The sequence below is a fragment of the Chitinophagaceae bacterium genome (assembly GCA_007695095.1).
Taxonomy (GTDB): Bacteria; Bacteroidota; Bacteroidia; order Chitinophagales; family REEL01; genus REEL01.
Genome location: REEL01000169.1, coordinates 1 through 12,260 on the forward strand (window position 1 = coordinate 1; position 12,260 = coordinate 12,260).

At 37.4% G+C, this 12,260-nt stretch carries 7 protein-coding genes; 2 read left to right on the top strand and 5 right to left on the bottom strand.

The genetic code is table 11. The features are described from left to right. Positions 1-73: 73 nt before the first annotated feature. On the bottom strand, positions 74-2,254 hold the full coding sequence (katG, locus tag EA412_14070; protein TVR76245.1) for a catalase/peroxidase HPI: 2,181 nt from the start codon (positions 2,252-2,254) through the stop codon (positions 74-76). A 520-nt stretch (positions 2,255-2,774) separates the two neighbouring features. Here katG and EA412_14075 point away from each other — a divergent pair. Further along, positions 2,775-3,614, top strand: coding sequence for a CHRD domain-containing protein (locus EA412_14075; protein ID TVR76246.1), 840 nt, complete (start codon positions 2,775-2,777; stop codon positions 3,612-3,614). Positions 3,615-3,867: 253 nt separating this feature from the next. Beyond that, complete coding sequence (locus EA412_14080; GenBank protein TVR76247.1) at positions 3,868-4,053, top strand: CsbD family protein; 186 nt, start codon at positions 3,868-3,870, stop codon at positions 4,051-4,053. Between the two features lie 75 nt (positions 4,054-4,128). Here the strand turns inward: EA412_14080 and EA412_14085 are convergent, their stop codons facing one another. The 4 genes from EA412_14085 to EA412_14100 all read right to left on the bottom strand — a co-directional run bounded on the left by EA412_14085 (position 4,129) and on the right by EA412_14100 (position 12,103). After that, complete coding sequence (locus EA412_14085; protein ID TVR76248.1) at positions 4,129-5,106, bottom strand: arsenic resistance protein; 978 nt, start codon at positions 5,104-5,106, stop codon at positions 4,129-4,131. A 134-nt stretch (positions 5,107-5,240) separates the two neighbouring features. Beyond that, positions 5,241-6,683, bottom strand: a complete 1,443-nt coding sequence (locus tag EA412_14090) for a T9SS C-terminal target domain-containing protein (protein TVR76249.1) — start codon at positions 6,681-6,683, stop codon at positions 5,241-5,243. Between the two features lie 193 nt (positions 6,684-6,876). After that, positions 6,877-9,060 carry a glycosyl hydrolase gene (locus tag EA412_14095; GenBank protein TVR76250.1) on the bottom strand — a complete coding sequence of 728 codons (2,184 nt, stop codon included), beginning with the start codon at positions 9,058-9,060 and terminating at the stop codon, positions 6,877-6,879. A gap of 379 nt (positions 9,061-9,439) precedes the next feature. Further along, complete coding sequence (locus EA412_14100; protein ID TVR76251.1) at positions 9,440-12,103, bottom strand: cation-transporting P-type ATPase; 2,664 nt, start codon at positions 12,101-12,103, stop codon at positions 9,440-9,442. Between the last annotated feature and the right edge of the window lie 157 nt (positions 12,104-12,260).

Genomic DNA, 12,260 nt, shown 5'->3' on the forward strand with positions numbered 1-12,260 from the left:
TTTTCAGAAAAAATAGTCAATGTTAAAAAGATTCAACTTTCAAAAATTGACCGGATGTTTTCTACAGAAATAACTATTTTAAATCATATCTGTCAGCGTTCATCACTTTTGTCCATGCTTTCACAAAGTCTTTCACAAACTTCTCTTTATTATCATTCTGAGCATAGACTTCTGCATATGCACGTAAAATAGAATTGGAACCAAACACTAAATCTACTCTTGTGGCAGTCCACTTCGTTTCGCCTGAATTACGATCAACTATATCATATGAATTTCTACCGGTTGGTTTCCAGGTATAGTTCATATCCGTAAGGTTCACAAAAAAGTCGTTGGTTAAAACACCTTTCTTATCTGTAAACACTCCATGCTGAGAATCTCCGTAATTTGTTCCCAAAACGCGCATTCCACCAACTAAAACAGTCATTTCCGGAGCTGTTAAGCCCATTAATTGCGTTCTGTCTAACATCAATTCTTCCGGGTTCACATCATAATGTTTTTTCTGCCAGTTTCTAAAGCCATCATGTATAGGCTCCAAATCAGCAAATGATTCAGCATCTGTCATTTCGTCTGTTGCATCTCCCCTTCCCGGACTAAATGGTACTGTGATATTTACACCGGCTTCTTGTGCGGCTTTTTCAACTGCTGCACTTCCACCAAGTACAATCAGGTCAGCAATACTCACTTTTTTATCAAGCCCTGACTGAATTTCCGTTAATTTGTTTAACACTTTTTCAAGACGCTCCGGTTCATTTCCTACCCAGTCTTTCTGAGGAGCCAAACGAATTCTGGCACCATTGGCTCCACCTCTGTAATCAGAGCTGCGGAATGTTCTGGCACTGTCCCATGCAGTATTGATAAGTTCAGTTCTTGTCAATCCGCTATTGAGTAGTTTATTTTTTAAATCCTTAATTTCAGTATCACTTAATGAGTAGTCTACTGAAGGAATCGGGTCTTGCCAAATTAAATCTTCCTGCGGTACATCCGGACCTAGGTATCTGCTTTTTGGTCCTAAATCACGATGTGTTAATTTAAACCATGCACGGGCAAAAACTTCAGCTAAGTAATCAGGATCTTTATAGAATCTTTCAGAAATTTTGCGATAAATCGGATCTTTTATCATGGCCATATCTGCATCTGTCATAATTGGGTTGTTCCGCTTATTCGGATTGAATGCATCAACCGGCTTATCTTCCTCTTTAATATTAATTGGTTCCCACTGCCAGGCACCTGCCGGGCTCTTTTTTAACTCCCATTCGTAATTAAACAATAAATAGAAATATCCGTCATCCCATTTTGTAGGATTGGTTGTCCATGCACCTTCTAATCCACTTGTAACTGTATCCTCAGCCACACCTTTTCCGGTTGGGTTTTTCCAACCTAAACCTTGTTCGTAGACTTCTGCTCCTTCAGGCTCACTACCTAAGATAGATGCATCTCCATTTCCGTGAGTTTTCCCTACTGTGTGTCCTCCGGCAGTTAAAGCTACTGTTTCCTCATCATTCATGGCCATACGTTTGAAAGTCGTTCTTACATCTATAGCAGTCTTTAAAGGATCCGGTTTCCCGTCAACACCTTCGGGGTTAACATAGATCAATCCCATTTGTACAGCAGCTAATGGATTTTCAAGGGACTCTCTGTTCTGATCATCTCCATAACGATTTTTAGTCTCAGCTAACCATTCTTTTTCAGCCCCCCAAAAAATATCTTTTTCCGGATGCCATATATCTTTCCTGCCACCGGCAAAACCAAAAGTCTTTAAACCCATGGATTCATAAGCCATTGTTCCGGCTAAAATCATTAAGTCTCCCCATGATAACTTATTTCCATATTTTTTCTTTATCGGCCACAAAAGTCTTCTAGCCTTGTCTAAATTTGCATTATCAGGCCAGCTATTTAATGGAGCAAAACGTAAATTTCCGGTATTACTACCACCCCTGCCATCAGCTATTCTATATGTACCGGCCGCATGCCAAGCCATACGAATCATCAAACCTCCGTAATGACCGTAATCTGCCGGCCACCAATCCTGACTATCTGTCATAAATGCTTTTAAATCATTTTTAACGGCTTCTAAATCCAGTTTTTTAAATTCTTCAGCATAATCAAAATCTTCCCCCAAAGGATTTGATTTAGTATCATGCTGATGCAGTATATCTAAATTAAGTGCTTTGGGCCACCAATTAAATACTGATTGGCTTGCCGTGGAATTTGCTCCATGCATAACCGGACATTTACCATTACTTGAATTACTCATAACTTTTTTTGTTTTTTTTAAAGTTTAAAAATATTTTTTGTCTAAAAAGAATGCTTAAATTTTCAAATCACATATTAATAAAAAAATCTCATTTCTGAATAGTTTTTTTTAAAAAAAAATGATTTTTTTTGTTTTATTTTAATAATAGATACAGCTTAGAACATTCATTAAAAATCTCCACAAAAATTAACGTGTATAACTTTATATTGTTCTTTAAAAGTGTGGAATTTAAGAATTAAAACTGCTTTAAAAAAATGATACTCTTAAACAATAGATTTTATCTAAAAAAAAGGACGATTAAAGCGTCAAAAGGAACTTTGCGTATTCTATCATTATAAAGTTTTGATAATCATGATTCGCTAATAAATTGAGGCGAGCCATATAAATCAACTGTAATCAATATAAATCTTGCATGACAATCTAAGAAAGTTGTAACTCTTATATTTAATTATGTAATGATTCTGAAGTAATTGGATGCAACTTTGTACTGTTGATTTTTCAAAACTTTAAACAAAAAAAAATGACTATCTCAAAAACAAAATCTATTTTATCCTTATCACTATTTGCTGTCTTATTTGTATTCCTTTTTACGGGATGTAAAAAAGATGATGACGATGATAAAGACATAGTATTAGCAGAAGAAACTTATGACCTTAAAACAAAAGATGCTTTAGGAGTGTCCGGAACCGTTACTTTTTATAAGAGAAGCAGTTCTACAACTATTGAAATTACACTAAGCGGAATAACCAGCGGGAACCATCCGGCTCACATTCATGTAAACTCTGCCATTGAATCAGGTGGGATAGCTTTAACCCTTAATCCTGTTAATGCACAAGGAATTAGCGTTACCTCAGTTTCAAAATTAGACGATAACACTTCAGTTACTTATGAGCAACTAATCGCATTTAATGGCTACATTAATGTTCACCAAAGTGCGAATAACCTGGGAGTAATTATAGCTCAAGGTGATATTGGTGGTAACAAACTAACCGGTGCCAGTGAAAATTATTCTTTAACTGAGTTTAATACATCAGGTGTTTCAGGTCAAGTTCGCTTTGAAAAAAGAAAAAACAACAATACGCTTGTTAGCATTTCACTGAATGGAACATTATCAGGTGAAACACATCCTGCGCAAATTCTTTTGGGCGATGTTACAACTGTAGGTGGTGGACAGGTTGTTCTTGATTTAAACAACATAAATGGCTCAACAGGTAAGAGTATAACTAACGTATATGTATTGAAAAACGGAACCCCAATTAAATATGATGACTGGGTAGTTTATGACGGATATTTAAACGTATATGAGTCTATAATTAATTCCACCACTATAATTAGCCAGGGAAATATTGGTGAATTATAAGCCGGTAGAAATATAGCTTTAGAAAGAAATTTCAAGCAGAAAAGCGTCTCGTGTTAAAACGGGGCGCTTTTTGTTTAATACAATGCTTTGTTTTTAGTCTAATAAGAGTTCAGATAAATGCTAAAGAGAGTAAAACTATTTAAAAAAATATTCAAACAATGTAAGTTTATTGCAAAATTATATAATACTTTTTGGCTTCAATATATGCATCTTTATTAAGTGGATAATTTTTTCACCATTAAATTAAAACATTATGAACAAGACTGAAGCTAAAGGAACCTGGAATGAGCAAAAAGCAAAACTTAAAAAGAAATTTGCTACGTTAACAGATAATGACTTGATGTATGCAGAAGGGAAACAAGAAGAAATGTATGCTAAAATTCAAAAGAAACTCGGAAAATCAAAAGCAGAACTGGATAAAGTTCTTTCTGAGAAGTAAACAAACAGTCTCCCCAATCAAGAATGTCGTTTAGAAGTATCTTCTGAGCGGCATTCTTACTTTAAAATCGACATTCTACACCAATTTTTCTTTCTTAATTTGTTCTCTTCTCATTTTTAATAAAACTTGTGATACCAATGCCAATACAGGCAATTCTATCAATGGCCCAATAACCAGAGCTAAGGCAATTAGCGGATCGTTTGGAAAAGCTGTAACAGCAATCGCCAATGCAATGGGTGAGTTTCTTGCTAATGTCGTTAAATTTAAGCTTACAGAATCTGCATAATTAAATTTAAGCAGCTTGCTCAACAATCTGCCTAAAAAGAAATTCACTATGAAAAATAACAACAGTGGAATAATCAAAATTAGCACAACTCGCAGATTATCTGTCAAATAAGACCCTTGAGAGGCAAATATTGCCATTATTGCCAATCCCAAAAAAATCACCTGACTCTTCTCAAAAAATGGAGAAACCCTCTTTTTTATAAAATCAGATTTACTGATAATGCGGGAAACAAATTTAATGAGTTGAGCCATAATGAAGGGTATTAGCAAAATATATGCAATACTTTCTATTAAAACTCTTGAATCAACCGAGCCTGTTTGCCCAAAAAACAAAAGCAAATAGACAGGTAGTAAAAACACCTGCAAAACTAAATTCAGCGGAAGAACAGAGGTACTTAATGGGAGGTTTCCCCTTGCAATTCCGGTAAAAATCAGATACCAATCCGTGCAAGGAGTCACCATAAGCATTACAAACCCAATCCAAATACTTAAATCATTTTGTAACAAAAAATAGCCTAAAAAATAAGCAAACAGAGGTGTCCAAATGAAATTGATTAAAATGTTTGCAGAAAAAAAATTCGTATTTCTAAAACTTTTAAACAAATCTGCCATGGGAATATTCAGAAAAATTCCAAATAGCATAATTATTAAAAAAGGAACTATAAAACTTGCTGCGAAAACTCCTAATAAATCAATTTGCCCTAATAAAAGTCCAAAGATTACAGATGCAAGAATAATCAGGGATTGAAATTTGTTTATAGAGTTCATTCATTTTTATTCAATAGAAGTTCTTTTACTCTTAAAGTACTCAATGATTTGTAGCGTAAAAATAGCGAAACTTTTACCATTTCAAACAAATGACTTTATAAGCAAAAATTAAAAATTTCTATGTTCAAAAACCATCAATCATTTATGATTAATCTGCCTGTTTCAATCAAATTGCTATTTGTTCTTATTGAATAAAAATAAACCCCCATCGGTAAATTTGAAACATTTATTTCTTTTTTAGGCTCACTCGTTAATGCCTGGATAATTTTCCGCCCGGTTAAATCTGAAATAATGATTTTGTGCTGATCTGTAGTTAAATTATCATTTTCAAAGATAACTATATCATTAGCCGGGTTGGGATAGATAGTAAATGAATTTAAAGCTTTTGTTTCCTGAATGCTGCTGATAAAATCACAATCCGGATTTCCTACGCCGGAAGGAGATAAAGTAAGGCCGTAATCATATAAAATTTCCAATATTTCATAGGGATCATTATCGCCATTGGCTATAACAGCTATGCCCATATTATTATCATGGTCAAAATACATTTCAGTGCCTATGCCATACTCACCGCCACTATGCCCCCATAACAAAATATTTCCGCCGGAAACACTGAAGTTTTCTTTATAAAACTTTAATCCCTGTCTAGTTTCAATAGAAGGAATTTGTTCAGTAAACATACTATTTATAGAAGCGCTTGACAGTAATTCTTCATTATGAAATGTGCCGTTTTGTAAAATGGTTATCATAAAATTTGCCAGATCACTTACATTAGAGCGAAGTAATCCATTCGGATAGTCTGCAAAGCCATAATGGTCAATAGGATCATATTGAGACGAAAAGAAATCATGCGGATTGGCAACTGCATTTAAGTTTGGGTACTCCGAAAGAAACCAACGCGTATTATTCATGCAAAATGGAGTGAAAATATGCTGATTGCAATATTCATTAAAAGGCATTCCTGAAATTACTTCTACCAAATAACCGGACAGAGCAGAAGCCATGTTTGAATACTGATAAACTGTTCCCGGTTGGCTATTAAAAAAGTTTTGGTTTTGGTTGTAATCACTGCCGGAAGTTGAAAAGTATCTTTCCATACACTCAGCCAAAGATATCGTCGGGTCTCCGTTATTGTTGTAATAGTTGTTCATCGCATTCCAATTATCTCTTATAGAAGATGTATGCGTCATAAGCATCCGAAACGTAATTGGGTGAGATTCATAATTAGGAATAAGAACATCAAAAGGCAAATAATCATTGATATCGTCATCCAGTGAAAATAAACCGTCTTCATATAATTGCATGAGTGCAACCCCGGTGAATACTTTTGATATTGAAGCCAGCATTAGTGAAGTTGTATCTGTGAAAGGTGCTTGTAAGTCGGTGTTTGCATATCCGTAGCTTTGCATCCATACTATTTCGCCATCTTTAACGACTACAGTCGAAGTGCCGGGTAATCTACGTGAATCCATGATTGCTTCAATTTCGCTATCAATAGAGGCTGATGGGTTAGGATTTTGTGAAAAAGCATAAAAACTACATAAAATTACTGTCAGGAAAGTTAATACATGTTTCATTTTATTTAATTATTTGTTGTTGGTATAGTGATAATTTCATCAAACTAAAAGACTAAGATAAAAAAAATGCACATATAATAGATTAGCTGTTACCGGAGCGCTCTTTCGGATGTGTAATCTGAAAGTTTAAATTCACAAAATCATGCTCGTGGCTACAGATCCCGAATAGCAATTAGTCAAGAATACTTGTACACTAAGTTTTTAACCCGCTTCCAGCATCTACCCTGAAATACCCTTTCAACAATTGTTCTGTTACTGATGAACCGCCAACATAAATTGTGTATTCCATATGTTCAATTTGCCAGGTTTTGTCCTCAGGATTGTACAGGGCAAGGTCTTCAATTGAAACTTCAAAAGAAATCGTCTTCTCCTCAGACGGATGAAGGTGAGTTTTTCTAAATCCACGGAGCAATTTTAGCGGCCTGTCAATTTTTGACTGCTCAAACCCAATGTATAGTTGAGTAACCTCTTCTCCGGCAACTTTACCGGTATTGGATACTGTTATGTTAAGCTTGAGGATGTTATTTTTTGCAGTTAAAAGGGGTGTGTGGACTTGTAAGTTTGCATAACTAAATTGCGTATAACTCAAGCCAAATCCAAATGGAAATGCAGGCTTTTTCCCCTTTTTGTCCATTAATGCGTAACCATGGTAATAGCCATATTCTATGCTGTCACAATAGGGATCAAAAAATGGTAAGTCATTTGCTTGTTCTGGAATTGTGAAAGGTAGTTTCCCACTTGGGTTAACCTCACCGAAAAGTAAGTTTGTCAGGGCATTGCCACCTTCCATGCCTCCGTAAAAAGTCATTAAAATAGCACCGGCTTTTTCTTTCCAGCTTTCCATAGTGATTGCGCTGCCTCCAACCAGGCAAACGATAGCTTTATTGGTTATTTCAGTAACTTTTTCAATGACTTTCAGGTCGCGTTCCGGGAGTTCAAGAGAATTTCTGTCTCCATTACTTAACATCCCGATTTTAGCCAGAATTGGTTTTTTGCCCGGCTTTCCTTTGCCGCCAAGCAGGTGAATAAATTCTCCCTCTTCTTTGTGATTGTAGGCTGCAATAATCACTACCGCATCAGCTTCTTTGCAAACGGCTTTAACATCCTCTAATCTATTTTCACTTGCATATAAAATTTCAGTATTGCTATCCACGTAATTCGAAATACCTTCAAAAGGACTTACAATATAAGGTGGAACAACTTTACTGCTTGCCCTGTCACCGTCGTTAGGTGTTTTAGCAGCCGAGCCTACTATGGCTAATTTGCGGATATTTTTTTGATTTAAAGGCAGAAGAGCATCTCTGTTTTTCAGGAGTACCATACTTTTTTCAGCCGTTTCACGAGCCAATTGGGTGTGGCTGTCAGATGCCAGAAGGCTTGCCGGGTAATCCTGTGTGTCTTTTCTTTCAGCCCATTCCAGTTTAGTTTGAATGACGGGTAAAACAAGGCGGTCAATATCCTGCATTGTAATATCACCTTTGTCGAGTAGTTTTTTTACTTTTTTGAAAGTATAATATTTTGCACCGGGCATTTCAATATGCATGCCGGCTAAAATCCCTTTGCGCGTGTCTTTAAGCCCCCACAACCAGTCGGAGGTGACAAAGCCAGTAAATCCCCATTCATTGCGTAAAATTTCGATAAGCAGATAATGGCTGTGTCCGCAATATTCGCCTCTGAATTTGTTATACGCACTCATGACCGTAGCAGCACCTGCATCAATACACTTTTTAAAGTGGGGAAGATAAACCTCTCTGAGAGTGCGCTCATCTGCTTGAACATCAACATGAAAACGGTTGTTTTCGATATTGTTCAAAGCAAAGTGTTTCACACAAGCCATAACATTGTGTTGCTGAATCCCTTTAACCAATGCGCCGCCCATTTCTCCCAGCAGCCAGGAATCCTCTCCGTAAGTTTCCTGAGCCCTGCCCCATGCCGGATGTCGGAGCTGGTTTACACATACTGCCCCGGAATAGTTTGCCCCGGCAGCACGGGCTTCAATACCCATCACTTCACCAATTCTTTTTTCCAGTTCAATATCCCAACTGGCTCCACGTGCCATTGTAACGGGAAAGGAAGTGGATTTTGCTACTGCCACACCTCTCGGCCCGTCTGTAAATGATATGGAAGGCAAAGCATGTTTTTGACTGCCTCCTGCTTTGACCGGCAGTACGTGCCCTTTGAACATCATTCCTTTCACTGTCGGCCAGATTCCATTCCCGCTCATTTCATGCACTTTTTCCTGCAGACTCATAGCAGAAAGGATTTGCTTTGCACGAGATGTTTGATGTTTTGTAGATTCTTTATTTTGTGGGTTTGCCATTTTATCTGTATTTACTCTCAAGGCACACAGTAGCGCTCTTTCGGATTTGTAATCCAAAAGTATGACCACGCATGACCACTTTCCTAAAACACTCAAATTTACTCAATCAAATTTACATCAATTAAACCAGTTCCACCGGCATAGCCTCCGCTCTTTCGGATTTGCAATCTGAAAGCATGATTTCAAAAAGTCAAGTTCGGGATTACAAATCCTGAATAGCGACGGGATTATAACCATTGTTCCATTGCTCGATTGTTCTATTGTTAACTTTTGATTTATGTACTAAATTAGTTGGTTTGCAAACTTGTTATCTTGTTATAACAATGGAACAATGAAGCAATGAAGCAATAATTTTTATTTCTTTTCCAAAGATTTCACAGATTGCTTCAAAATGACTACCTCCACTCTTTCAAATTTCCAATCCAAAAGTATATCATCACATCACAAACCTTCTATAAACCCACTTTTCAAATTCCACACATAAAAACACTGTCAAACCGCAAGCAGTTAAAATCAGCCAATGATACAACTCAAGTGATTGCGTTTCAAACCAGGTTTGCATAAAAGGCAGGTAAGTCAGACTGAGTTGAAGAATGAGCAATACACCTGCAGCGATTAGGACTTTGGAGTTGCCAAAAATACCGGCAAAAGATAAGTTAGAGTTGTAAAGATACCTGCTGTTGAAAAGATAAAATACCTGTCCTGCCACAAGTGTGTTTAATGCAATTGTGCGGGCAAACTCCACCGAGTAATTGATTTTAAAATAAAAAAATAAAGCCAAAGACAAGCCTGCCACCAAAATAGAAACAAAGAAAATCCTCCAGATAAAATAACCCCCAATGACAGGCTCATCAGAAGGCCTGGGCGGTAATTTCATAATGTCTTTCTCTGTTGGTTCGAAAGCCAGGGCCAATGCCAGCGTAACTGCTGTTACCATATTTACCCACAAAACCTGTACAGGAGTAATGGGCAAAGTAAATCCGGCTATAATGGAACTGATAATCAGCAAGGCTTCAGCACCATTGGTCGGCAAAATAAACAAAATTGCTTTGCGGAGATTCTGATAGATAGTCCTGCCCTCTTCTACAGCACTTTCAATGGAATTAAAATTGTCATCTGCCAAAACCATATCCGCTGCATTTTTGGTAACTTCTGTTCCTTTAATGCCCATGGCAATACCAACATCTGCGCGTTTTAGTGCGGGTGCATCATTCACTCCGTCACCGGTCATGGCAATCACCTGCTGCTGACTTTGTAAGGCTTCAACTAATTTGAGTTTATGCTCCGGATTCGTTCTGGCAAAAATGGAATACTCATTTGCCGCCTTTATCCATTCTTCATCTGTTTTGAACTCACTAAGTTCATTGCCGGTAATTACATTTTCACTGTTTTCAATGCCAATTTTCTTCCCGATGGCAGAAGCCGTAACGGCATGATCCCCGGTAATCATTTTTATTTTAATGCCCGCTTCTTTGCAATGTTCAATAGAAGTGATTGCTTCCTCTCTTGGAGGGTCGATGATACCGACTAAGCCAAGAAATTCAAGTTCGGATTTAACCTCTTTTTCTGTAATTTTTTCTGTATCAGGAGCCATCTTTTTCAATGCCAAACCCATTACTCTCAGGCCTTCAGCAGCTAATTGATTCATGCTTTCAACCCATTCCTTTTTTTGCTCACTATCTAAATTACTGAAGTCAATTATACGTTCCGCAGCACCTTTCACAAAAACTATCCGCTCATCATCTGATTCATTGAGCGTAGCCATATATTTGTTTTCCGATTCAAAAGGAATGAAGTCAATTCTCTTCGCATTTTCCTTATTTAATCCGGCTTTCATGGCAACACTCATCAATGCCCCTTCGGTAGGGTCGCCATTGAGTATCCACTCACCGGCCTTGTCTTTTACAATTTCTGCATCATTGCAATATACAGCACATTGCAAAAGGTTTTTTAATTTCTCTGATTCAAGCGGATTGATTTCTTCATCTGATTGAGAGAATTTTCCCTCGGGCATATAGCCCTTGCCGGTAACTCGCACATCATCATGCTTAGTTTTAATGTACATCACCATCATTTCATTGCGTGTGAGTGTACCGGTTTTATCCGTACAGATGACACTCACTGAGCCAAGTGTTTCTACAGCAGGCAGTTTCCTGATAATAGCGTTTCTGGCTGCCATTTTTCGCACGCCTATAGCCAAAGTGATGGTCATAATGGCCGGAAGCCCTTCCGGGATGGCGGCAACAGCCAGTGCAATAACAGAAAGGAATAAAGACTTTAGAGGTTCTTCTGTGAACAACCAGCCAAAAAGCAGAATGAGTACTGAAATTGCAATGATGATGATAGAAAGCCATTTTGCAAAGGCATTCATTTTGCGTAGCAAGGGAGTGGTGAGTTTTTCGACATCAGAAATCATTTGCCTGATTTTACCGATTTCTGTTTCCATACCGGTTTCAACAACAACACCTGTGCCCCTTCCGTAGGTTACCATGGTTCCCGAAAAAGCCATATTTAGCCGGTCTGCTAAGCCGGTTTTATCATCCAGTATATCTTCGTTTTTTTCAGCCGGTTTTGATTCGCCTGTCAAAATTGCTTCCTCTATACGCAGATTTCTGGCATTTAAAATTCTAAGGTCTGCCGGCACCCTGTCACCCGATTTGAGCAACACTATATCACCCGGCACTAATGAATCAGCGTTGACTTCCTGCCTTTGTCCGTTTCTGATGACATTGGCCACAGGAGACAACATCTTCCGCAACTGTTCAATAGCTTCCTCTGCTTTGCCCTCCTGAATAAAACCCACAATCGCATTGACAAATACCACGGCAAGTATGACAAAAGTATCTATCCAGTGCCCCAGAAATGCAGTTACAATAGATGCCGTAATCAACAGATAAATCAGGACATTATGGAATTGCAGCAAAAACCGGACGATAGCACTTTGTTTATCCTCTACCGGCAATTCATTCTTACCATGAGTTGATAATTGACTTTCATAAGCCTCTTTTGACAAACCTTTTTTTATATCAGATTTTAATGCCTCTAAGCATTCCTGCTCAGTAAGTGCGTGCCAGTTCTTTTTGGGCGATTTGTCTTCCATGAATAGTTAAAAATGTTAATCCGGTTTAAAATACATAAATCTATTTTATTATTAGCTGTAAATTTACATAAATAGGAAGAATTGACAATCAATTTATACCGGTCATATTAAATTATTTTGGCTTTTTCGAACTTAAAGTAGATTTTGTCAAACAGAA

Bases quoted from the DNA above. Each gene is read 5' to 3' on its own strand.
- katG (TVR76245.1), bottom strand. From the start codon at position 2,254: ATGAGTAATTCAAGTAATGGTAAATGTCCGGTTATGCATGGAGCAAAT.
- EA412_14075 (TVR76246.1), top strand. From the start codon at position 2,775: ATGACTATCTCAAAAACAAAATCTATTTTATCCTTATCACTATTTGCT.
- EA412_14080 (TVR76247.1), top strand. From the start codon at position 3,868: ATGAACAAGACTGAAGCTAAAGGAACCTGGAATGAGCAAAAAGCAAAA.
- EA412_14085 (TVR76248.1), bottom strand. From the start codon at position 5,106: ATGAACTCTATAAACAAATTTCAATCCCTGATTATTCTTGCATCTGTA.
- EA412_14090 (TVR76249.1), bottom strand. From the start codon at position 6,683: ATGAAACATGTATTAACTTTCCTGACAGTAATTTTATGTAGTTTTTAT.
- EA412_14100 (TVR76251.1), bottom strand. From the start codon at position 12,103: ATGGAAGACAAATCGCCCAAAAAGAACTGGCACGCACTTACTGAGCAG.